The organism is Colwellia sp. D2M02, assembly GCF_018860755.1.
GTDB classification, from domain to species: Bacteria; Pseudomonadota; Gammaproteobacteria; order Enterobacterales; family Alteromonadaceae; genus Colwellia; species Colwellia asteriadis.
The window spans coordinates 2,823-26,932 of sequence record NZ_JAHKPW010000011.1; the positions used below are offsets into that span (position 1 = coordinate 2,823).

The 24,110-nt window shown below is 38.5% G+C and carries 21 protein-coding genes and 1 riboswitch; of the genes, 12 read left to right on the forward strand and 9 right to left on the reverse strand.

Annotated elements, in window-relative coordinates; genetic code table 11:
• The first annotated feature begins 627 nt into the window (after positions 1 to 627).
• Genes KO495_RS01420 through KO495_RS01435 form a run of 4 tightly spaced genes read left to right on the forward strand, consistent with a single transcriptional unit; the run spans position 628 to position 6,293 of the window.
• Positions 628 to 1,410 (forward strand): ABC transporter ATP-binding protein, encoded by a 783-nt coding sequence (locus tag KO495_RS01420; RefSeq protein ID WP_215978617.1) that lies wholly within the window; start codon positions 628 to 630, stop codon positions 1,408 to 1,410.
• A 16-nt stretch (positions 1,411 to 1,426) separates the two neighbouring features.
• Complete coding sequence (locus tag KO495_RS01425) at positions 1,427 to 3,433, forward strand: TonB-dependent receptor (protein WP_215978618.1); 2,007 nt, start codon at positions 1,427 to 1,429, stop codon at positions 3,431 to 3,433.
• Between the two features lie 12 nt (positions 3,434 to 3,445).
• Positions 3,446 to 4,888 carry a DUF3526 domain-containing protein gene (locus KO495_RS01430; protein WP_215978619.1) on the forward strand — a complete coding sequence of 481 codons (1,443 nt, stop codon included), beginning with the start codon at positions 3,446 to 3,448 and terminating at the stop codon, positions 4,886 to 4,888.
• Positions 4,881 to 6,293, forward strand: coding sequence for a DUF3526 domain-containing protein (locus KO495_RS01435; RefSeq protein WP_215978620.1), 1,413 nt, complete (start codon positions 4,881 to 4,883; stop codon positions 6,291 to 6,293). The genes KO495_RS01430 and KO495_RS01435 overlap by 8 nt, the downstream gene beginning before the upstream one ends.
• A gap of 34 nt (positions 6,294 to 6,327) precedes the next feature.
• On the opposite strand, the gene KO495_RS01440 is transcribed toward KO495_RS01435, so the two are convergent.
• The 3 genes from KO495_RS01440 to KO495_RS01450 all read right to left on the reverse strand — a co-directional run bounded on the left by KO495_RS01440 (position 6,328) and on the right by KO495_RS01450 (position 10,335).
• The gene (locus KO495_RS01440; RefSeq protein WP_215978621.1) at positions 6,328 to 7,041 is read right to left on the reverse strand and encodes a lipoate--protein ligase; all 714 of its coding nucleotides are present in this window, start codon (positions 7,039 to 7,041) and stop codon (positions 6,328 to 6,330) included.
• A 108-nt stretch (positions 7,042 to 7,149) separates the two neighbouring features.
• Complete coding sequence (locus KO495_RS01445; protein ID WP_215978622.1) at positions 7,150 to 8,751, reverse strand: PepSY-associated TM helix domain-containing protein; 1,602 nt, start codon at positions 8,749 to 8,751, stop codon at positions 7,150 to 7,152.
• A gap of 1,074 nt (positions 8,752 to 9,825) precedes the next feature.
• On the reverse strand, positions 9,826 to 10,335 hold the full coding sequence (locus tag KO495_RS01450; RefSeq protein ID WP_215978623.1) for a malate synthase: 510 nt from the start codon (positions 10,333 to 10,335) through the stop codon (positions 9,826 to 9,828).
• A gap of 156 nt (positions 10,336 to 10,491) precedes the next feature.
• Between KO495_RS01450 and KO495_RS01455 the strand changes: the two genes are divergently transcribed.
• Both KO495_RS01455 and KO495_RS01460 read left to right on the forward strand, forming a co-directional pair.
• Positions 10,492 to 11,982: a DUF3612 domain-containing protein gene (locus KO495_RS01455; RefSeq protein ID WP_215978624.1), complete on the forward strand. Its 1,491-nt coding sequence runs from the start codon at positions 10,492 to 10,494 to the stop codon at positions 11,980 to 11,982.
• A gap of 275 nt (positions 11,983 to 12,257) precedes the next feature.
• A complete protein-coding gene (locus KO495_RS01460; protein WP_215978625.1) occupies positions 12,258 to 13,112 on the forward strand; it encodes a delta-class carbonic anhydrase in 855 nt (284 codons plus the stop codon).
• Between the two features lie 60 nt (positions 13,113 to 13,172).
• Here the strand turns inward: KO495_RS01460 and KO495_RS01465 are convergent, their stop codons facing one another.
• The 6 genes from KO495_RS01465 to thiC all read right to left on the reverse strand — a co-directional run bounded on the left by KO495_RS01465 (position 13,173) and on the right by thiC (position 19,495).
• A complete protein-coding gene (locus KO495_RS01465) occupies positions 13,173 to 13,379 on the reverse strand; it encodes a hypothetical protein (RefSeq protein ID WP_215978626.1) in 207 nt (68 codons plus the stop codon).
• A 44-nt stretch (positions 13,380 to 13,423) separates the two neighbouring features.
• Complete coding sequence (thiE, locus tag KO495_RS01470) at positions 13,424 to 15,037, reverse strand: thiamine phosphate synthase (RefSeq protein WP_215978627.1); 1,614 nt, start codon at positions 15,035 to 15,037, stop codon at positions 13,424 to 13,426.
• 155 nt (positions 15,038 to 15,192) lie between these two features.
• The gene (locus KO495_RS01475; RefSeq protein ID WP_215978628.1) at positions 15,193 to 15,993 is read right to left on the reverse strand and encodes a thiazole synthase; all 801 of its coding nucleotides are present in this window, start codon (positions 15,991 to 15,993) and stop codon (positions 15,193 to 15,195) included.
• Positions 15,993 to 16,205 carry a sulfur carrier protein ThiS gene (gene thiS, locus KO495_RS01480; RefSeq protein WP_215978629.1) on the reverse strand — a complete coding sequence of 71 codons (213 nt, stop codon included), beginning with the start codon at positions 16,203 to 16,205 and terminating at the stop codon, positions 15,993 to 15,995. The genes KO495_RS01475 and thiS overlap by 1 nt, the downstream gene beginning before the upstream one ends.
• A complete protein-coding gene (locus KO495_RS01485) occupies positions 16,189 to 17,406 on the reverse strand; it encodes an FAD-dependent oxidoreductase (RefSeq protein WP_215978630.1) in 1,218 nt (405 codons plus the stop codon). The genes thiS and KO495_RS01485 overlap by 17 nt, the downstream gene beginning before the upstream one ends.
• A 97-nt stretch (positions 17,407 to 17,503) precedes the next feature.
• Complete coding sequence (gene thiC / locus KO495_RS01490; RefSeq protein ID WP_215978631.1) at positions 17,504 to 19,495, reverse strand: phosphomethylpyrimidine synthase ThiC; 1,992 nt, start codon at positions 19,493 to 19,495, stop codon at positions 17,504 to 17,506.
• A gap of 135 nt (positions 19,496 to 19,630) precedes the next feature.
• Positions 19,631 to 19,728: riboswitch (TPP riboswitch) on the reverse strand.
• Positions 19,729 to 19,977: 249 nt separating this feature from the next.
• Here thiC and KO495_RS01495 point away from each other — a divergent pair.
• The 6 genes from KO495_RS01495 to KO495_RS01520 all read left to right on the forward strand — a co-directional run bounded on the left by KO495_RS01495 (position 19,978) and on the right by KO495_RS01520 (position 24,106).
• The gene (locus KO495_RS01495) at positions 19,978 to 21,222 is read left to right on the forward strand and encodes a GGDEF domain-containing protein (RefSeq protein WP_215978632.1); all 1,245 of its coding nucleotides are present in this window, start codon (positions 19,978 to 19,980) and stop codon (positions 21,220 to 21,222) included.
• A 93-nt stretch (positions 21,223 to 21,315) separates the two neighbouring features.
• The gene (locus KO495_RS01500) at positions 21,316 to 21,897 is read left to right on the forward strand and encodes a HutD family protein (RefSeq protein WP_215978633.1); all 582 of its coding nucleotides are present in this window, start codon (positions 21,316 to 21,318) and stop codon (positions 21,895 to 21,897) included.
• 166 nt (positions 21,898 to 22,063) lie between these two features.
• Entirely contained in the window at positions 22,064 to 22,834 is a 771-nt protein-coding gene (locus KO495_RS01505; RefSeq protein ID WP_215978634.1) for a beta-ketoacyl synthase chain length factor, read from the forward strand.
• Between the two features lies 1 nt (position 22,835).
• Positions 22,836 to 23,612 (forward strand): lysophospholipid acyltransferase family protein, encoded by a 777-nt coding sequence (locus KO495_RS01510; RefSeq protein ID WP_215978635.1) that lies wholly within the window; start codon positions 22,836 to 22,838, stop codon positions 23,610 to 23,612.
• A complete protein-coding gene (locus tag KO495_RS01515; protein WP_215978636.1) occupies positions 23,593 to 23,847 on the forward strand; it encodes a phosphopantetheine-binding protein in 255 nt (84 codons plus the stop codon). The genes KO495_RS01510 and KO495_RS01515 overlap by 20 nt, the downstream gene beginning before the upstream one ends.
• Before the next feature lie 13 nt (positions 23,848 to 23,860).
• Positions 23,861 to 24,106, forward strand: a complete 246-nt coding sequence (locus KO495_RS01520; protein ID WP_215978637.1) for an acyl carrier protein — start codon at positions 23,861 to 23,863, stop codon at positions 24,104 to 24,106.
• The last annotated feature ends 4 nt before the right edge of the window (positions 24,107 to 24,110 follow it).

Here is a 24,110-nt window from a genome sequence, read left to right on the forward strand (position 1 = left end):
GCTTATCATATGAAAAGAAGAAAAACTATCAAGCTAGCAATTCATAAAATAATTTTTGTTGATATTTCAATTTGTTAAACATTTCTTTAACTAAGTTCAGATTAGTTAAGTAGGCTCGTGCTTCTCGTACATTATTCAGGGTATTTTTAGAGGTAAGTACGCGTACAAAAGTATCTTGTGCAATATCTGCAGAGTTATGTTCACACAATGTTTTTTTTACGCAGCCAAGCATGTAGCCAAGTATAATTTTGGCGATACATGTTACTCAGTTTATGTTGCAACGTGCTGTTATCTATAAGCACAACATATCTCTATAAGACAAAAACTACGACATAATAATAGTTATCATTTGCATTATCAAGTATGACGATAGTTTACTATAGCAAAAATAATCTAGTAAGGCAGATAATCGATAAACAACCCTAACATCCCCTATGTACTATCCAATCAGCGCCCTTTCAAAAAAGTTATATTAAAACATACCAACAACAACTTAAAATTTAAAACCCCTTAAAATACAATAAACAGTTGTAACAAATGTTATTTTATAACAAAATATAAATAGTGATAATATAACAACATCAATTTATCCCTTAAAATAAAATAACCCACCTCTTCGGAGCTCGCATGATTGAAATAAAAAACCTTACTAAGCGTTTTGGTAGCCACCAAGCGCTTGACTCACTCAGCTTTAATGTGCCCGCCGGCCAAGTAATGTGTTTACTTGGCGCTAATGGCGCAGGTAAAAGTACGACACTTAATTTATTATTAAACTTTATAGAACCTGACAGTGGCGAAATGACTATTGACGGTGATAGCGTAGTTATTTCTCCAGAGAAAACTAAACAGAAGTTGGTGTACTTGCCTGAGCAAGTCAATTTATATGAAGAGTTTAACGCCTTAGAAAACCTAGTGTATTTGGCAAAGCTAAGTGGTCATGTAACAAGTAACGCAGAAATAGAGCAAGCACTTACCGACACTGGCCTACAAAAATCTGCATGGCTTCAGCCATTAAGCAGTTATTCAAAAGGTATGCGTCAAAAGGTAGGCATTGCTTTCGCTTTATTACGAGGCGCTAAAGTACTCTTGCTTGATGAGCCAACCTCAGGATTAGATCCCAGCGCAACGTTAGAGTTTATTCGTATTATTGAAAAATTAGCTCAACGTGGTGCTGCTATTTTAATGGTCACTCACGATTTATATTGTGCACATTGTTTAGCTCATCAAATCGGTATTATGAAACAAGGGCAATTAAAAGCCTTATTAAACAATAACAATCTTTCTCTAGAAGCGCTTGAAAAAGAATATCACCAGCACATTAGTGACAATAATGAATTAACTAAAACCACTATTTCTGACACCACTTCTAACACTACTCCTTCATCTAAACCAGCTACACAAAACGCATAATTAGGACGTTATTATTATGTTTAAATTTCCATTAAACCCAGTGCGATTAGCATTGGCGTGTACTTTTACTTTTTCTACGCACAGCTATGCCGAACCAGTGCAAGTGCAAGAGCAAGATTCAACCTTATATATAGGCGAAGTAATCGAAGTTGTTTCACAACACAATAAAACTAAAGAAGCTCAACTTGTAGGCTCGGTTGATATTATTACGCGTGATCAGCTGCAAAATGAGCACGTTAATGTAACGTTCGATTTATTAAAAAAAATTCCAGGGGTTTATTTCTCTCGCTTTAACCAAGGCATTATATCTACAGACATTGCCATGCGTGGTTTTAACGCCGAAGGTTCGATGCCACATACTAAACTGCTGATTGATGGCATTCCAAGTAACCTTCATGTCGGCTTAAATGAAATGGATGCACTCTTTCCAATGGAAGTTGAGTGGATGGAAGTTGTGAAAGGTAATCATGATGCACGTTATGGTTTACATAACTTAGCAGGTAACATTAACTTACACAGCCGTCGTGACGACGCAAAAGAAGTAGAGCTACTAGTGGGTAGCTTTAATACCCTAGAAGCTCAAGGTTATTTTGGCGATGTGCAAGACAACTTTTCTCAACACTATTTTGTTGGTGCCCGAAAAACAGACGGTTATCGTGATCATGCGGATTTAGAGAAGCACACTTTTGCTGGTAAATGGTTTTACCAACCGTCAGACAATACCGACATTGGTTTAGTCGCTCGTTATTTTGACTATGAAGCTGATGCACCCGGTTATTTAACTGAGCAAGCGGCGCAAGAAGACCCTACTCAATCAGCGGATTATGCCCGTGATGATTCAGGGGATAAGCAAACACGCCATATAAGTGCTCATATTGATCACGACGTAAATAACAATTTATACCTCAATCTAAAAACCTACTGGCAACAGTTTGATCGTCATCGTTATGTCCGCTACTCACAGCAATCTTTACAACAAGAACGATTAGAAAAAGATCAACAAATCGGCGCCATTGCTACGTTAGGATACAACATTAGCAAGCAATGGTTATTAACCGCCGGGTTAGATTATCAAGGACAGGACAACACCAACCAACGTTTCGTTACTGAAAAAAAACAACGCATTAAGCAAAGCCGTTACTGGGATTTTACCTACAACAATTATGGTGGTTTTACCCAGTTGCAATATAAAGGCGAACAATTGCTGATTAGTGGTGGTTTACGCGCCGATGGTTTTTCTGGCGAACTAACCAACCAGTTAAATGGTGAAAAAAAGGATATTAATGATAGCGGAATTACCGTACAACCTAAGCTTAACGTACTGTATGAAGTTATTCCTAACCTTAATTTATTTGCTAACTACGGCGTAAGTTTTCAGGCACCTACAGGCAGTAAAGCCTATGTTAGTGATACAAATAACGATTATAACTTATCAAAAAACTACGGTTACGAGGCTGGGATAAAATGGCAACCTTTTGACTGGTTAGATACTCGCGTCTCGCTATGGCAACAAGATGCCAAAGACGAGTTAACCCAAAAAACAGACGGCTCAGGCGACTTTGAAAACTTAGGTGAAACTAAACGTGATGGTTGGGACCTCGGCTTTAGTGCTTACCTTGATGACACCTGGTCAGCTTTTGGCTCGTACACTCGTCAAGAAGCAAAGCTAGTAGAGCCTGGCGAAAACCAACAAGCAAGCCAAGGCAATTGGCTCAGAGGTGTACCTGAATATACCGCTACTTTGGGCGTAATTTACCAGCCTATTGAAGTTGCTAAAGTGTCGCTATTTGGTCACTTTCAAGGTGATTATTACGTCAGCAACGTTATACAAGATAAGCGCTACGGCCAATACACAATTATCGACTTAGCGTTTGATTATGACTTAGGCTGGGGTAATGCCGGAGTACGAATGAATAATGTTTTTGATACTTACCATGAATACGTTTATTTGGTGGGTAGTGAAACCATTCACTCTCCTAGTGATGGACGTGCCATTAACTTAAGTTTGTCCTACCGCTTTTAGAAGGAATTAACCATGTTTAATAACACCAGCTTCAGTGTCTGTAAGCACGAACTGAAGCTCAAATTAAAAAATCAAAGTATTTGGCTGCTGTTTGCCTTAATGCAAATACTGTTAGCTATTTCACTATGGACCAGTTGGCAGCAATACCAACATAGTCAAAATATACAGAGCACTTCACAAGCATTAGTTGAAGAACAGTGGAATGCGCAGCCCGATAGACACCCGCATCGTGTTGCCCATTTTGGTCACTTTGCTTTTAGACCACCAAGCGTTTTAAGCTATTTTGACGTGGGCGTAAATAACTGGGTTGGTCATAGTGTATTTTTAGAAGCGCATAAACAAAACAGCGCTAACTTTGCCAATGATAGCCACGGCAGTACTTTATTACGTTTTTCAGAACTGAGTATTGCCAATATTTTATTACTGATATGGCCATTACTGTTAATTGTTATGGCATTTGCCAGTATTAGTGGAGAGCGACAGAGCGGCACCTTAAAACAATTAATGTCGATGGGAGTTAAGTTTAGAGTATTACTCGTGGGCAAGGGTTTAGCTTATTGGCTATTGTCATTATCATTTTTACTGCCTATTTTTTTAATCACTATCATTGTCGCACTAAATACCGATTTAGCTTTTACTGGCGAGGTAATGACTCGTCTTGGCTTACTATTTATTAGTTACGCCTTGTATTGCTTTTTTTGGGTAGTCGTCATTTTATTGTGTTCAAGCCTAACGCAGTCACCTAAAGTTAGCTTAAGCGTTTTAATTACTTTATGGTTTACGCTCACAGTATTAACGCCACGTGCATTAGCTGAAATAGCACAGCACCTATACCCGCAAAAAAACAGCAACGATATGGCGCTAGCGGTAAAACTTGATGTGCGCAAGGTAGGCGATAGCCACAAGCCTAACGATCCACATTTTAATGCCTTTAAAGCCAAAATATTAGCTGAATACGGTGTTACAACGGTGGCTGAATTACCGGTTAATTATCGCGGCTTAGTCATGCAAGAAGGTGAACGTATTACCGCTGAAATATACCAACGCCACAATGAAAAACAATTACAACAGTTTGCCGCACAACAACGCTTTATTAGTCACTTTTATTGGTTAAACCCTTATTTAGCGGTACGTGACTTATCCATGGCATTAAGCGCTTCAGACCAGAGACATTTTTCTGATTTTGAGCAGCAAGCCGAACAACATCGCTACAACCGAATACAAAAGCTTAATGATTTACATATTAATGAAATTGAGCTTCATAATGATCGCGGCCAACGTGTTAGTGCTAATTTTTGGCAACAATTCCCTGAATTTCATTATCAGCAACCACCGCTAGCATGGTCATTACAGCACATGTTACTTGCTGCTATCGCGCCGTTACTGTCATTGGTTATTTTATTGTTATTACTTACACGCAAAAAGCTACAAAGGAGAGCAATTGTTCATGCTTAACATTAATAAATTGAGTGCGAGTATTCTCGCCTTTGAGCTCAAACGTTTGTTTCACGGCGCTGCGACTAAAGTTAGTCTATTGGTATTTATTATCAGTGGCTTATTGGCTATTTACCTCGGTGCTAATAGTTACAAAGCTTTACGTATCGACCAAGTAAAGTCCGCCATTGTCTTTAAAAAAGAGCGTGAGCATATTCAACAACGTGAGCAATTGCCTGAAATGGGGTCACTTGCCTATTACGCACACTCACCAACAGCTTGGCAATTGTCACCTTGGACGGCATTATTTGTTGGACAAAGCCAAAATAACCTCGTTGCCATGAAAGTTAATGCGTTAGCACTACAAGGGCAAATTTATAATAAAGAATTAATTAACCCTAGTAAGCATCGTACTGGTGGCTTCGATTTAGGCTTTATTCTTGCGTATATGTTACCCATTTTAATTGGCGTACTTAGCGTAAATTTACTCAGCGAAGAGCGCCAATCTGGTCGTTGGCGATTACTTAGCGCCTTTGCTAACCACAGCGCTAAAAAGTTAATTTGGCGTGCATTATTACAGCGCTTTGTGCTGGTTAGCTTAATTATTTCATTGCTCTTTATTAGCAGTGCTGTATTACTAAGCCTGCCTTTTGATGGCATGTTCTTTACCTTCTTGGCGTTAAGTTTAACTTACACCGCTTTTTGGTTTTTTGTCGCTGCTTTAATCATGAGCCTTAATAAAAGTTCGCTTTATAACAGCCTAGCGTTTATTGCCAGTTGGTTAGTCATTGCGGTCTTAATCCCGGGCTTTATTCATTTAGGGCTAAGCAGTCAGTTCACTAATGCTGAACCGCTAAAAGCAAGTACTACCCAGCGATTGGTGTTGAACGATGGTTGGGATCAAGATAAGCAAGCCGCACTCGAGGAATTTGTGCAAGACTACCCGCAATATCGTGAAAAAATAGCTTATGAAGCCGATTTTCACTGGAAGTGGTATTACGCCATGCAACAATTGAGTGATTTATCGGTCGCTGAAAACTGGAATACCTATATTGCAGAGCAACAGCAAAAGCAAAGCTGGCTAACTCGGCTAAGTGTGTTATCCCCTAGTTTATTATTTCAAATGCAATTGAATAAATTAGCCGGTAGCGATACTCAAGCACACAGCGCTTATATTGATTCAGTACGCCAGTATCATCAGCAAATAAGGGAGTTTATTTATCCTTATTTGTTTAATGACACGCCAGTAACAAGCGAGGATATTGATACGTTTCCGTTATTTGCAGAACAAATATCAATAGAAAAACCACAAATATTACCATCAAGCACACCACTAAGTGATTATGCATGGTTAGTATTACTGGGGTTAACTTGTGTGCTTGCGGGTGTTAGTCGTCAGCGCTTTAATAAACTACGCGTTAGCTAACTTATTCAGACTAACCTTATTAAACTAAATAGGGTTAGTCATAAAGCTTGCTATTGATAAAAGCAGAGGTTAATTGTTGATATAAACTATCAATACTTGGCCTCTCTTTACTTTGTGAGAACAGAGTGGTGTGTACATTGGCTTTTACGCGTTCTTCTTTATTACATAAGTGATAACACAAATTCACTGGTTTAATGATTTCATTAAGTAACACATCAATCAAAATAAAGGCTTGTGCGAGCACTATTTTACCGCCGCCTTTTTTCAAAATAACCCGCTGTGCGGTACCAACAATTTTTTTACCATTAAGATTAATATTGTAGTCACCATCACAGTACGAATCCTTAGTTGCATGTACTTGGCTTGATAAACCAAATTGCTGAAAGAATTGCTGTAACACCGTACATAAGTTTTCGTACGCTTGGGTAATTGAATACGGTGTTTGATCTGACCAAATATAAAGGTGCGAAAGATTAATAATACCAGGGCACTGTGGTACGGGAGCTCCGCCAGTTTTACGAGAATATAACTGCCAGCCTTCAGCTAATAAACCTTGGGTAAGCTGCGTTGATTCAGGCCATTTTTTACCTGCTGGCAATACTAAGGTTGGTTGTTTCGATTGCCATAAGAGTAAGCACTGATCAACCTCACCCGCTTGCATTTGTGCAATAAGCGCGGTCTCTTTCTCAAAAACAGTCGCAACGGTGGTGTTACTGTAACGCAGGAGTTTATTGCGATGTTTATTCATAATGCTTATTTTCAGTTACCCTAAGGCCCTGTTCAATAATAAAGATATAAACGAGCCATTATAAGTAACAAGTGGGCTGAGCTACAAGCAAGTAGCTCATTTAGTTAACTAGTAAGCTGTAGCCTTTATGGCATTCGTTTGTTCGTCTTGTGTTTGAATAGCAATTAACGGTGCTTTCGCTAAAAATAATTTAGTAGCAATTAACCAACAGCACAAAGCTAAACTTAATAGCATTACTTCAACCACAAGTACACTGTAGTAACCTAGCTCAATCATAGTCGTAATGCCTTGCGCGACAAATAACCAATCTAATATTGGGGTTGTAGCAAGCAATATCGCGGTGATTTTAAGAAAAATTGCTGCGAACCTTTTTTGTGTCGCTAACCCAGAAGATAATAAAAGCGAAAGGGCAATAGCGCTAAATAAACACAAAAAGAATATATAGCTGATGATATCGCTACGCCCTACATAATCAATAGCAATAACACGCGCACAAATAAAGCCAACAGCGGTCGCAAAAATAGTACCGATAAAGCCACCCGTTGTCATTGCATACACTAAACGCAAGCCTAATGGGTTTTGCTTTTCTTTACGTAGACTGGTTTTCTTTTGCAGCCACATTAGGTTGCCCGTTAAAATAATATAACAAGTACCAATACCTAATATAAAGAACAACACTCTTAAAGCATAACCGGCAAAGTTACCAAAATGTAAGCTGGTTATAACCTCTAAACCACCGCGCAAGTCATTATCGTAATTATCTGTTGTTAAATATAATTCACGCCCAGAAGCAATATGATAAGTCACCTCTTTTTTCGTGGAGAATTGGCTTTCATCCATACCTCTAAAGGTTACTGAAGCACTTTCATCACCAAAATGATCAATAGAAACTCTTGCTAATGTTACTTCACCTAAACTTTCTTTAGCTTTAACCAGTAAATTATCTAAACCAACAACAGGAACTTGCACGTTAGTTTCATCTAAGTGCACATCAACAATACCTGCCGCCTCAAATAATTTACCTTGATCGCCACCATAAAGTACTACCGCATAAGAAATCTGATAAATAATCAATAAGTTAAATACCAAACCTGAAAATGCATACATAAGATGAAAAGGAAGCCCCATCACACCAATTAAATTGTGCGCATCAAGTAGTTTATCTTTCTTACCCTCGTGACGATATTGAAAGAATTTATTAATAATTTTACGCCAATGAATGACCACGCCACTTAGTAAAGCCACAAAGAAAAATAAGGTCACAATACCAACAAAATACAAACCCACCGTTGGAATATGAAGGTCATAATGCAGAGTGTATAAAAAGTTAGCCCAATTGAACCCTGCGCCATCGCCCAGCACTTTGCCGTCAGAAGACAATAGCAAATGTTTATCTAGGTGTTTCTCTTCTGGCAACTCTTCTTCAAAGTAGAGATTAGCGATAGGCTGCTCTTTTGTCGGCATTGATAAAATAAAATAGCCATGAGTATGAATCTTGTAGTTTTCACTCACCTTAGCAACGGTTTTATCTAACGGAAATTCATTTTGATAAGAGCCTGTTGTGAAATGTGGATTTTTCTCCCAAGCACCAATATCTTGCAGAAATAAACTTAATGACCCAGCAAAAAACACGATAAATAACACCGTTGAGATGATCAACCCAACCCAAGCGTGCGCATTGGTTAATGCTTTTAAAGATTCCTTATTCATTTCCATTACCTCAAAGCCAACAGCACAGCATTAACTAGCACTGAAGGTATTAATACCAAGCTCAACTTGAACCAAGCTCTTTTAGCGCTAGTAAAACAATAGCTCCAAACTTGAGTACCCGCCCAAAGTGGAAACGCTAATAACAATCCAATAAGCAGCATAGTGTCTTCTTTAATTGGTAACAGTAAATTGAGGTTTAAAACGAGAGAAACTGACAGTAGCAGCCCAATAATTAAGCCTGCGAAGGTGCGTGACCACATTATGTATTTCCCCCAATCCAGAAAAAAACTAATGGCAGCAAGCAAATAACGACACTACTTAATCCTAAATAAAATCGTTTATAGGCCGCAATTAAAGTCACGAGCGGTAAAAAGCAACAGATCAATGCTACACCGGTAATTATCGCAGCAATATTAGGCAAGTAGTGGTTCAAAATTAGCAACATACAAACCACTAATACCAAGCTTATTATGCTTGCAGGCGCTTTAGGTAATGAGCTTTTAAAAAAACGTTGCTTGCTGCTGCTGCCATAAAGTAAGCAGCATGCGAACCAAGCAGGGATAAAACTTAAAAACATAATTCACCTAAAATTTAGCCATAAACACAACACCTCAATGTAACGATAATTGTTACTATTTGTGTTTATGGTAAGTTCCCGTGCTTAGATAAGCAATGAAAATTTAGAGATTGATAGCGATTTAGTAGAAATAAGCTTTTGTGGGATTGGCTTGTTTATTATAAGTTTATATAAAGATATGAATCTTGGTGGTGGTGAACTAAATAAATATTTGGCTGCAACTCAACCGATAAAACAAAAAATAAATGATTGTTATATCAGGAATAAATTTATGATGTAATTAAGTACACTATTAAATTAATTACCTCATTATGAGTAATAAAACCAGAGCAGAATTCGTTAGGGGCTGTAGATAAGCCGAGCAAATAAGCTTTACAACTAACGGTTAGCCATACTCATTACTCGTTGGTAGTTGGTAGTTGTCTCAGCGCTTGTATCAACTTTACTCGCGTTAATTTTCAAGATAAGACAACCAAGCTTGAATATTCTTGACGCTACTATGACAAATCATTCGACAGATTAAATTGATAATCATCACCATTTTTATCGGTAAAACTTTTATCGCTATTAGTATCACATAAGGTATGTTGAACACCGGTTAAAAAGCTCATCCATAATCTTTTTAATTGTGGTTCTGCTTTATTCTCTAGTGTACTTAATGCCGTTTCTACTTGAATATCATCAATATGCGCCGCATCATTTTTACCGGTTTCACCACAACGGTTAAACGCTATTTCAATGTGCAAGCCATCCGCTTTCTTTAAAAGCAGTGCACTAGGATCATCTCGATGACCACACAAAGCAACAAACTGTTTTGGTGCTTGTAAGCCACAATGACGACCGTCAGTGAAAAAAGCTAACAGGTGATTAAAATAAACAACGTAATGAGCAACTTCCGTATGTGAACCATTATCTAATGGACAATGTTCATCAAGATAGCGCTTCGCAATATCAAGCTTTTGAGTACCATTTTCTGGTGATAGGTTTGCACAATTTAGAGCTGCCATTGTTATTTCCTCTGTAAGTTATTAGGTCTTTATCAGCACAAATTCAGTATATGACTTATTTTTTCATAATTTCACAATAAGAATTACACAGTGTAAATTTTACAAAACATGCTATGGTGGTTATATAGACAACATTCATGAATAAGCAGAATTTCTATGAAAAAAGACGCAAGTTTGCTACGAAAATCACACTTTCTTGGTACTAAAATACGTAATTTAAGAAAGCGTAATAACTTAACATTAGAAGATTTATCGGCCCGATGTATTCGAATTGATGCTTATTCTGCGCCTTCAGTCTCTTATTTATCTATGATTGAGCGCGGCAAACGTACACCAAGCCAAGAAATGCTGGAAAACTTAGCGGAAGTATTTCAAAAGCCCGTAGAATGGTTTTTAGATAGTGAGCCTGAGCCATCAAATATCACGCCAACCAAAGGTAACCATGGCGGCATTGTTGGTATGGCGTTAGAGCCTAACTTTCTTTATTCAAACGACATTTTGCAAATAGCTATTCCTGAAATGTTATCGCAAACAGGCATTAGCGGTCGCCAATTTGCGCATTTGTTAATTCGTGCACATCAAGAACACCATCAAAATCATTTCCCTGATCTTGAACGGGCTGCTGAAGAAGTGGGTGGTAAAAACCTTTATCTAACTTCGAGTGACTTAATCAGTATTGCTAACGAGCAAGGGCTTAATATTCAATGGTTTGATGAAAAGTGCCAGCAACAGTTAGATGAAACTGGGGCGGTTAATCAACAATTAGTAACCTCTTACTTTCAAGCCCCTAACCACGTCTTTTTAAATACCTTATTAAAGCAACGTGAAAGCCGTTTGAAGTATGATTTAGCTGTGCATATTGGCCATGCGGTATTACATAACCTTGACGGGTTACAATGCACACTAACCATAGGCGGTAATACTGAGCAATCAACGGATTTTAGTACGCCTAATGCACAAGACATTCTAAAAGCATGGCATGACTTTGAATCGAGTTTTTTTGCTGGAGCACTGCTTTGCCCAAAAGCACCATTTAGACAATTATTAGACAGCCATGGCTATGAAGCGAGTATTCACCAACAACTTAACATTTCAGCCTCGGTCGCTATGCGCCGCATGACAGTTGTTTCTCCCTACCCCCATTGGCATTATTTTGATGCTTATCAACCTGGAAAGTTAAAAGCCGTTTACCGAGGTAACGGTATTCCCTTACCTTGGGGGAATATGCGTACGGTAGAAGATCCTTGTCAACATTGGGCGGTATTTAGAAAATTTACCGATATATCCTCTGACACCAGTGTGCAGCTATCTATTATGATTGTCGAAGGGTTACCGCGCCTTTATTGTTGCGAGTCGATTCAAGTGGATGATTTAGCAGGAAACTCTCACGTATTATGTGCTGGCATTGATTTAAATCCAGCTATCAGCGCTCAAGGGGGTGATGCTCACGCTATCGTCGCGCAATTACAAGATTTATGCATTCAGCACGGCGGGGAAAGCACTATCCCTCACCATATAAAGAAGCAATTACTAAGCGTTGCACGTATTTTAAATATTCATTGGCTTGAGCGAGGGCTAGAAAAAACAGTGCGGGTAATTTGCACACGTGGTAATTCATGCCCACGAAATCCAAGCTGCTACCCATAAAAACACTGCTTTTCTGATTACAATTTTTAACAGCTTGGCTACACCTATTGCATGTTTATTTTATATGATTAATGTAGCATACCGAACAAATTAACAACGAAAAATTAACATTTATTTAACCATAAATAAAGCCGAACACTTTGAATATCAACAAGCATGTACTTGTGGTTCCAACTTTAACAAATTATATAAATAACGGTTAAATATAATAAAAAATAATAAAACCAATCGATTCATTGTTAACAAACTGTTACTAAACAACTTAAGAGAAAAATATGAATAAAAACATTATTGCTATAGCTATCAGCTCTATACTACTGCCTTTAACAGCTTGTGCTGCAAGTACCCATGACCAAGCGTCAGATAATACTATTGCACAACAACGTGCAATGCTTGAGAAAAACACTCAAGGTAAAGGCTTTGGCCCTCAATCTCCACGTGATATTGATGCATTAGCTGGTACAAATAAACGTGCTTTTTCTGCGGCACCAGCACATACAGAAATGAACCTTTGTAACATTCATTTTCACAAAAATGCTGAGCATAAAGGTGGGGAGTTTACTAAATACGCAGGCAATGGTGACGGTAAAGGTTTTCAAACAGGTTATGTTTACTCTGGTTCACTAACCAAAGCTGAAACTACTCCAACAAAAACGGCTATTTGCCCTAGCAAGCACGGTGCATTAAATTCAGGTGATACCATTGAATTACACTATGTACATTCAACGGCACAAGTAAAACCAGGCCCAACATTAGGTTCTTGCTTAAGTGATTCCCTTAAAAATCCACAATTACGTGTAGAAACACAAGTGTATGTTTTAGTTAATGATAAAAACGCTTTAGATTTTGCAGAACTCACTCAACACGGTGTGAAAAATGGCTATGAACAAGCGCTAAATATTCCTAACAATACTGGATTTCCAGTACAATATGACGGTTCAACAACTGGACCTAGCTACAACGAGAATGGCTCACCATTCCAAGTAAGCTGGAGCGTTCGCCCTAAAGTTGCCAAAGTGAATATTGAAACGGTTGGTAAATGGTGTGAAGGCAACACATTCAACGAAGATCACGCTCATGGCGTTAGAAATTTAGTGGTTAACCCTGCATTGCTTTCTGAGATTAAATAACTTCTTCTAAAAGGAGTATTACTTGAAATACTCCTTTTTATTGATTTTCTAGATGCTTAACTAAGCATCTTCTTCATGCATTTGACCGTCTATTAGCGTAATACTTTGTAATAGCTCTTCATCATGCTTTACCAACCGATAGCTACCATCAAACATATTTTCTAAGAAAATATTCTCGTCATTGTTGGCCTGAAGCTGACTCAATACTTCTGACGGTAATTCAACACCTAAACCCGCACCTACTTTTTGTAGCTTTAATTTAATCATAATAATCCCACCATGCTTATCATTTTGCCTATTATTATAGGTTATTAATGTTGAAGTACCTCAATTGCTTCGGCACTAATAGCATTTTGCAATTGAACAACTGCTTGCTCTGGCGTAATACCATGTGATGATTCAGCTTCAGTAATGGCGGTTACCACCGCAATACTTTCTACGCCTGTTGCTAGTACTTTGGGCGCACGTTCAAGGCTAATACCGCCTATAGCCACTACAGGTATTTGTTGTGACTTTTCCGTTGGGCGTAACGCTAATACTTGCTTTAAATTATCTATGCCTTGAATTTGTCCAGTCATGTCTTTGGTTTTTGTGGGAAAAATCGCACCAATGGCTAAATACGACGGTTGTAATTGTTGCGCTAATAAGAACTCATAACAACCATGAGTACTAATACCTAAACGTAAACCGGCTTGTTGAATTGCAGCTAAATCGGCATCTTGTAAGTCTTCTTGCCCGATATGAACACCATAAGCACCATGTTTTATTGCAAGCTGCCAGTAATCATTAATAAACAAACGCGTTTTATAATCTTTAGCAAATTCAATCGCCTCAACAATAATGCGCTCTAACTGCTCATTAGTAACATTTTTAATGCGTAACTGAATAATCTCTAACCCTAACGGTAATAAACGCTTTAACCAATATAGTGAATCGATCACCGGATAAAGCCCAAGCTGTTCGCCATTAAGCGCTAGTGGTTTAAAAGTGGGTAACTCTTGGTACTTATTAGCTAACTCGCCAATAACCTGCGGGAAGCACTTTGCTTTTTTTGGCCAACCTTGTTGCTCAAATGCTCCATAATATTGATGACCGTTTTCTTGACTGAGTGGCCCACTGGCCATTAACCCTTGAGTAATAAAGGCTTTAGCCAAAGTGAACGCATCGCGCATTAAATAGCCTTGCGCTAAAAAAGCTGATAGCGCCGTGGCAAAGCTACAGCCACCGCCATGGCTATAGTGTGTTTCAATACGAGACGAAGCTAATTGGTAGCTAATCGCCATCTGAGTTTTATCTTGATTGTCTTGCTTTGCTGCACTTAATTGATTGAGCTGATGATAGCAATAATCGTTGCTGAAGTTTTCATCCGCGCTATGACCGCCTTTAACAATCACCGAGGTAATAGCAAAGTTTTGATAAATTTTTTGTGCGAGTAATGCCGCAGTATTTTCGTTCAACAACCCCGCTAAGCTTTTAGCTTCATTAAGGTTTGGTGTTATAACATCAAGCTGTTTTAACAATGGCGTTAAATCGGTCGAAGACAGCGCGTTAAAACTGCCACCAACACTTGCTTGGCCAACAGGATCATAAACACTGAGCAGATTAGGGTTTGATTGTTTCAATTGACCCAGTAACTCGGCTAACCACTGCACTTGCTCAGTATTAGCCACTAAGCCAATTTTGATGACCGATGGCGTTTTGTCATCAATTAACACGTCAACTTGCTGCTGCAATAACTCAACCGAAACCGCATTTACTGACACCAATTGTTGCGAGTTTTGCACAGTATTCGCGGTAATCAAGTGACAGACTTCAACACCTAAGCCATGCCCTGTTTTAATATCAGCAGCGATACCCGCACCACCCGAACAATCACTGCCCGAAATCGTCCAGATTATTGGTTTTTTCTTATTTAACTCAGCCATCAATGTCAGTACTTTTTTATAATTTAATAACTTAAATATGAATTAAATTACTTGAAGCTGTAATACCAAATTACCAGGAAATAGCGCGGAGTTGACGTTAGTCAATGAGCACTTTTGACGCCGAAATTTTGCATTACAGCAAGAAGTCATTTAATTCACTGCTGGTGCCAGAAAGGCGTATCTAACGTTGGCGTTGATGGGTGAGCGGTTTGTCTTTGCTCCATCACTCCACCAACATAACCTTGCTCACCCGCTTGCAATGCCAACGCAAACGCTTTTGCCATCATCACCGGGTTATCAGCCAGCGCCACCGCACTATTTAGTAATACGCCGTCATACCCCATTTCCATCGCCAAACAAGCATCTGAAGGTTTACCAATGCCTGCATCGAGTATTAAGGTTGCCTCAGGTAAACGCATGCGAATGGTTTCTAAGTTATAAGGGTTCATCAAACCTTTACCTGTACCAATAGGTGATGCCCACGGCATGATCACTTGGCAACCTAAATCATAGAGGCGTTGACACAATACTAAGTCATCGGTGCAATACGGGAGCACCTTAAAGCCATCTTTAATTAATGTTTCTGTTGCCGACAACAACTCAATAGGATCTGGCTGTAAATTGTAATCATCGCCAATCACTTCCAATTTAACCCAGTTGGTATTAAAAATTTCACGACTCATTTTTGCTAAAGTTACCGCTTCTTTAGCCGTTTTACAGCCAGCGGTATTAGGTAATAAGTGACCTTTTGTTTGCGCGACAATTTCTTGTAAATATTGCCAGATTTGCTGCCCTGCTTGCTCTGCAGGGTTTTGTCTTTTTAACGATAAAGTTACCACCTGTGAGCCACTAGCCAGAATAGCTTGCTTCATGATTTGTGGCGACGGGTAAAGCGCACTACCAATCAATAAACGGCTATCAAGGTTTTGACCATAAATATTTAATGACATAACCATTAACCCCCTTGAATTGGCAATAAAACATCAAGACTGTCGCCATTTTTGAGCCGAGTGGTATCGTAATCGCCTTTAGCAACAAAATCGCCATTAAGCGCGACCGCAAAAGTGCTTTGTTGTGGCTCAATAAAATGAAGCGCTAATGCTGCTGTAACCGTGATTTGTGCTTCATGGTTTAAAGGGTAAGCTTTACCGTTAATATGAATGTTCATCTAATAATTCTTTTGTATTAATGCTAACAGGTGAAATGCTAACAGGTGAAATGCTAACCGGAAGTAAATCAGCATAAGGGAGTGGGCTATTGCTGTGATTGATTCGATTAGCGATCACTGCGAGAGTTTGCTCAAGCACCACTGGCGCAATTAAAAAGCCATGACGGAACAAACCATTCACTTGAATAAGCGAGCCCTGAACAGTAATTTTCGGCTGGTTATCACTAAACGCAGGGCGACACTGGCTGATATGCTGGCGAATATTCGCTTCAGCAAAACCTGGATGAACACTGTATGCTGCGCTGAGTAACTCCATGGCCGAACGTACTGTCATTGGTGAGTCGTCATCACTTTCTATTTCTGTTGCGCCAACCACATAATAGCCCTTTTGTTTGGGCGCAATATAAAGTTGATATCTTGGGTGCATTAAGCGAACCGGTCTAGAAATATGAACATCTGGGGTAAATAACTGAAATAACTCGCCACGTACCGAGCGTAAATCAGCTAACGGTGCACAGTTCGCATTACTATGTTTAGTACTTGCTCCGGTGCCACGACAATCTATCACTAAGTCAAAACGAGCACTGCATTGTTGTCCTTGATATTGATAACTAACGCTGCTTTCATCTTTGCCATTGTTAATAGCATTGACTTGGCACTCACTTAACCAATTCAAGGTATTACCATTTAACTCAGCGTCTTGCTCAAGTTGTTTTCGTAGTGCCACTAATAAGCGGCGATTGCCTACTTGCCCTTCTTGCGGTAAATACAGACCTTGATTAAAGCTACGACCAATTTCAGGCTCTAGCGCGAGTAAATCTTGGCGATCTAATGCTTGTAGTTGCTGCTCAGGATAGTTATTTTTTAAGTGCCTAACAAAACGCTGATAATCACCTTTGTCTTGCTCATGGCTAACCATAATAGCGCCAGTTTGCTGAAAAATAGTGTGCTCATCTAAGCTATCAAGTAATGTTGGCCATAAACGTAAAGCCTTAAAGCCCATTTCAACAATATTAGGCTCACAGTGAAGTGACTCACCCAATGGCGTTAACAATCCTGCTGCCGCATACGCAGCACTGTTATGAGCTAGCTTACTGTCTTTGTCAAACAGTGTAATATGGTAGCCTGAGCCTTTTTGCCGCAACAATGACAATGCGAGCAATCGCCCCATCAACCCTGCGCCAACAATAGCAATGTTCATGTAAAATCCGCCTTAATAGCCAATGCACCGCTGAAAAATCTATTCACTCTCACTGCTTAATAAACAAAATGAGAGCAAATATTATGATTTACTATGCTTACTCAGCAAGTTGGTAAATTTCACTACCTGTGGCTTTAAATTCCGCCGACTTTTCTTGCATCGCTTTTTCAATAGCTTCATCAGAGGTTATGGTGACCGTTTCATCAAGCAATTGAATTTTAATAGCATTTTTATCAAGATCAGCCGCATAATCGCGTACTTCTTGTGAAATTTTCATTGAACAGAATTTAGGGCCACACATTGAACAAAAATGTGCAACTTTACCTGACTCTTGCGGCAAGGTTTCATCGTGATAAGCCTTAGCCGTTTCAGGGTCTAAACCTATGTTAAATTGATCGTACCAGCGGAATTCAAAACGCGCTTTACTCATGGCATTATCGCGAATTTGAGCACCCGGGTGACCTTTCGCTAAATCGCCAGCATGAGCAGCAATTTTATAAGTAATTAAGCCTTCTTTTACATCTTCTTTGTTCGGTAAGCCCAAATGTTCTTTCGGGGTTACATAACAAAGCATGGCACAGCCGTACCAACCAATATTGGCAGCACCAATACCCGAAGTTATATGATCATAACCTGGTGCAATATCAGTAGTTAATGGCCCTAACGTGTAAAATGGCGCTTCACCACAATGCTCAAGTTGCTCTTCCATATTTTCTTTAATCATATGAAGCGGTACGTGACCTGGACCTTCAATAATTGTTTGTACTTCATGTTTCCAAGCAATTTTAGTTAACTCACCTAAAGTATGAAGCTCAGCAAATTGCGCTTCATCGTTAGCATCAGCAACTGAACCTGGACGTAAACCATCACCTAATGAGAATGAAACATCGTACTGTTTTAAAATTTCACAAATGTCTTCAAAGTGAGTGTAAAGAAAGTTTTCTTTATGATGCGCTAAACACCATTTCGCCATAATTGAACCGCCGCGCGAAACAATACCGGTAACACGTTTTGCCGTCATAGGTACATAGCGTAGTAATACGCCTGCGTGAATAGTAAAGTAATCTACGCCTTGCTCGGCTTGTTCAATCAGGGTATCGCGGAAAATTTCCCACGTTAAGTCTTCGGCAACACCGTTCACTTTTTCAAGTGCTTGATAAATAGGTACCGTGCCAATAGGTACTGGTGAGTTACGCATGATCCATTCACGGGTTTCGTGAATATTACGACCCGTCGATAAATCCATTACCGTATCTGCGCCCCATTTAGTAGACCAAACTAACTTTTCAACTTCTTCTTCAATACTTGAGGTAACTGCTGAGTTACCAATATTTGCGTTTACTTTAATTAAAAAGTTACGACCGATAATCATTGGCTCACATTCTGGGTGATTAATGTTTACCGGGATAATAGCGCGACCGCGAGCAACTTCGTCACGAACAAATTCAGGGGTTATTTGTTCAGGAATACTCGCACCAAAAGACTGCCCTTTATGTTGCTGTAGAAGAATTTCATCTTTAACTTGTTCACGCTTTAGGTTTTCACGAATGGCAATGTATTCCATTTCTGGGGTGATAATACCCTGCTTTGCATAATGCATTTGCGTAACGTTTTTACCTTTTTTGGCAATGCGCTTAGTCGGCAAGTGTTCAAAGCGGATCTCATCAACACCTTCATCATCAAGACGCTCTTGGGCAAACTTTGAGTGTGTTACCGTGAACTTTTCAACATCGTCACGCGCATCAATCCACGCTTCACGTAAACGTGGAATACCCTTGTGAACATCTATTTCAACATTTTCATCGGTATAGAAACCTGAAGTATCATAAACACATAGTGGTTCATTTTTTTCATACACCGGATTTTCTTTACTGCCGCTAACTAACGTATCAGTTAAGGTGATTTCACGCATACCTACTTTAATATCGTGAATTTTACCTTCAACATAGATTTTTTTAGAATTTGGAAATGATTGGTCTGAAACATTTTTTAAAAATGCTGCGGCCGCTTCACGTTTTTCACGGCGTGTTTGTGGTTTTTTTACTGTATTTTCTGCTGTTTTATCATCAGCATTTATTGAGTTAGTCATGATCGCACCTTGTTTTTGTTTTTCTTGTGTTATTGCATAAAACATAAGAAAAAAATAAAAATAGGCGGAGTTTCTTTAACGGTTTTTTCGCTAAAGAAGAGGCAAAAAGAGTATGGCGTAAATTTACATTAGGACGTTTAACTCTCTCTTGTTTCCTACGCAGATATTAATCTGATCAGGTTTTACGGATCCCGCTTTCGCGATCTCAGCCTTTGGCACTCCGACAAGTGTTACGTTTGAATAATATTGCTCTCTCAAACGCATGATAATTCTAACTTGAGCAACGGCAGCTTAGCAAGCGCTAATCGCTTAACTAATAAATGAGTTCTATGACAGAAAATAGCTTAAACTAGATCTAATAATCAAACACATATCGCTAATTAATTATTCATATTCAATTCATAATTGAACACTATAGCCATATTTAAATAACTTTTTTAATGTTCAAATAGACTCAGATTAGCTGTATATAGAGAGACCCCATGCGTAAAAACAAGTTAGAAGTGACTGTTGTACTTTGTTTATTAATGATCACGGGGTTCATTTACTTCATGCAGCAACATTATTGGCACAAATCATTCACTATAGATGCGCACACAGCTTTTGAAATTAATGCAATTTCAGACATAGGTACCGCAACAGGAAAATCAAAGAGCTCTTATGTTATTGAAAATGAAAAAATTATTTTATCTTGTGAAATTATCGCTTCTGATTACCTATGGCCTTTTTGTGAGTTAGCCATTCAGTTTTACGACTTTTCTTCAAAGGGTGCTCCTTTCGGTATTGACCTATCAAGTTTTGATACCGTGAGTATTTATGCTAAATATATCAATCTTGCACCACATGGGGTGCGTTTTCAATTACGAAATTTTAATCCTGTTTATTCTAACCTGAAAGATGATGGCACCTTGAAATTTAACGGTACTGAATACTTTTTATACGGTAAAAACTCAAGAATAGACATCCCTTTGACTTCATTACAAGTAGCGCCTTGGTGGGTTTTTGAGCAAAAATTACCGATGAAATATGCTGCCCCTGAGCTCGATAATATTATGGTATTAGAGCTCGCAACAGGTAACGGTATTAAACCTGGAAAATATCAAATCGAGCTCGATAAAATTGTTTTTACGGGTAAGTATTTTACTAATGAAAATGTTTATATTGCCTTAATGAGTATATGGATTAATGCATCGCTATTTTTGTTGCTTTATCATTCACATCAAAAAAGAGAAAAGCTTAATAAGTTACACACTCAGCAATTAAGAGACAAAGTAAATCAAGACCCACTTACTGGCGCACTCAATAGAACCGGCGTTAATAGCTTATTACTTGATGATATTCAAACACTTTCCGTGGCCTTTATTGATTTAGACTTTTTCAAAAAAATTAATGATACCTTAGGGCATGCCGCAGGAGATGACATTCTGTGTGAATTTACTGATTTACTTAGTCAAAACTCACGCGATACCGATTTTGTTGCACGTTGGGGCGGTGAAGAGTTCTTATTGCTTTGCCCTAATACGACACTCTCGCAAATGGCAGCTTGTACTGAAGTTATTCGAAGAATGATTACTGAACATCAGTGGCCCCATAATATAGAACTTACCGCAAGCTTTGGTTTAGCTGAACGAGGCAACGAGTCTCTCTCTGACTTTATCGCCAGAGCGGATAAAGCATTATATAACGCTAAAGTTCAAGGCCGTAACAGAGTTGTTATTTCAACTTAGTCACTCTATCATCGCGACTTATACTCACAAATACTAAAGTAGTCTGCTCATTCAGGTTACTTCTACGTTAAAATATTTTATTTTGAGACCAATATGATCACTCTTATTTCCCCTGATAACTTTAAAACTATTCCTTGGAAAAACGGCTTAGGTTTTACCACTGAACTTGCGATTAATGATGGGGCTACTTTAGATGATTTTGATTGGCGCTTAAGTATTGCCAGTGTAGCTAACGACGGTGAGTTTTCTAATTTTAGTGGCTACGAGCGTAACTTAGTATTAATTGAAGGTAATGGCATAACCTTAGAACACTACGAACACCATACTGATAAATTAACTCAATTACTTGATATTGCTAAATTTGATGGTGCATATAAAACCACTGGCTTATTACATAACGGCGCTATTAAAGACTTTAATGTTATTACTAAACAAAACAGCACTTCAGTAGAAGTTAATAGTTACACTACAATGCAACAAGTTGCAGTGCCATTACAAAAATCTTGTGTCATTTTTGCTTATAGCTTAACCGATACTACTACAATTGAAAGCTTAGCAAGCCAAGTAATACTTGAGCAAGGCAGTTTAGCTAAAGTCACCGCAACAGAACAAGAAGGTATGGTGACAATTTCAGGGAAAAACCTAATCATAACCACGATTACGCTCAAACAATAACTCTACACTAGGGGCTAATAACTTAGAGGAGAGATGAGCTTAAATCCTTATAAACTACATCGAAATACTAACGATTAAGTAAAAAGTAATGCTTATCTTTGTACAAGCTCTTACTCAATAAGGTAGAATTGCGTTAAGTGTCTTTGAATAACGACAGTACTAATACATGGACTTTTCACTAAAAATTTCTCATCTCACTAGCTTATCTGCCGCCAGCAATGGGCAGCAATTAGGTGACAAATTTATACAATACTCATTTGGTAAAGCTGATTTACCTGCTTTACCACAGTTAAAGCCTATGCAAAGACGTCGTTTAAGTCCATTTGCAAAAATAGCATTACACTGCGCTTATGAGTCAAGCCAACAAACCAACGCTGCTTTTGACATTATATTTTCAAGTCGCCATGGTGATTTAGACAAAACTTCCGCGTTATTAAATGATTTAGCCGAAAAAGAGCCATTATCACCAACCGCTTTTAGCTTATCAGTACATAATGCGGTGCCGGGGTTATTTTCTATTTTTACCCAAAATACTGCCCCAAGCTCTGCCATTTCAGCAGGAAAAGAATCTTTTTTAATGGCCTTGGTTGACGCTTACGCTCGATTACATTCCCATAACTGTGATCAAGTATTATTAATTCATGCCGATCAAGCACTACCTGAGTTTTATGTAGAGTATGCCGATGAAAGTCAAGTTGATCACGCATTTGCCTGTATAGTTACTCGTGTTGAAGAAGCCCCAAAGGCTATAGAGAAACAAACGCCTAATACAGAAATCATTCGGTTTTCAACAACCGCTCATACCGCAACACAAGATAACGTTGCTAACAGCACGCCTTTGGCGCTTAATTTTGTCACCTGGTTTAATAGCTCGCAAAGCCACTGCAATTTGTCATCTTCTGATAAGTTATGGCGTTTAAGCAGAGTTGAGCAATAACATGTTAAATAAATTATGGCGTATTCTCGCCACGGGCATTGCATTTAGCTTATTCGGTTTTGGCGGTTTATTTATTGCGCTATTTGTTTTACCTATTCAACGTTTATTTATTCGTGACACGGCTAAACAACAAAAACTAGCAAGAACTACCGTACATCATACATTTAAACATTTTATCTCTTTTATGAGCATCACAGGTATTTCGACATTTAACGTGAATGAACGGCAACATTTACAACAAATATCCGGACAATTAATACTTGCCAATCACCCTTCATTAATAGATGTGGTATTATTGATTTCACTCGTACCTAATGCTAATTGTGTTGTAAAAGCTCACCTTTTTAGAAACCCTTTTATGCGAGGCGTGATCAACAATACTGGTTATATTAGCAATGATGATCCCGAAGAATTAATACAAGATTGTAATGCTGCGTTACAAGCAGGTCATAACTTAATTATTTTTCCTGAAGGCACACGCACTACGCCAGGTAAGCCAATAAAGTTTCAACGAGGTGCGGCTAATATTGCTTTACGTTGTCAGGCAACACTTTGTTGTATAACGCTAAAAGTAGAGCCTGCAACATTAACAAAAACAGAAAAGTGGTATCAGGTACCAGAAAAAAAATTTGAAGTGTGTTTAAAAGTGATAGCTACTACGCCAAAATTTACACATTTAACATCAACCCCTATAAGTAAAGGTTCACGTATTTTCACCCGTGAATTAGAGCAGTTTTTTAGAGAGGAGATACACAATAATGACGGACTTAAAAGCTAATTTAAAAGCACTCATTATAGAAACATTAGATTTAGAAGATGTCAGTGTTGACGATATACAAGATGACGAGCCACTGTTCATTGACGGTTTAGGTTTAGACAGCATTGATGCATTAGAGTTAGGTTTAGCGATCAAAAAAACCTTTAATGTAAAAATTGATGCCAATTCAGACGACACTAAGCAACACTTTAGCTCGGTTAATAGCCTGAGCCAATTTATTACCGAAAACAAGTAAACGTAGGCTAGCAATGAAATCGAGACAAGAGTTATTTGACACCCTAAGCACCATATTAGTAGAAGAGTTTGAAATTGACGCCAGTGAAATTACTGCCGAAGCTAATCTTTATGAAGATTTAGATTTAGACAGCATTGATGCCGTAGATTTAGTGGTAAGACTACGCACCATTACTGGCAAAAAAATTGAGCCTGACGCTTTTAAACAAGTAAGAACGATTAATGATGTGGTTAACGAAATGGAAAAGCTGATTGCTTAAGTAT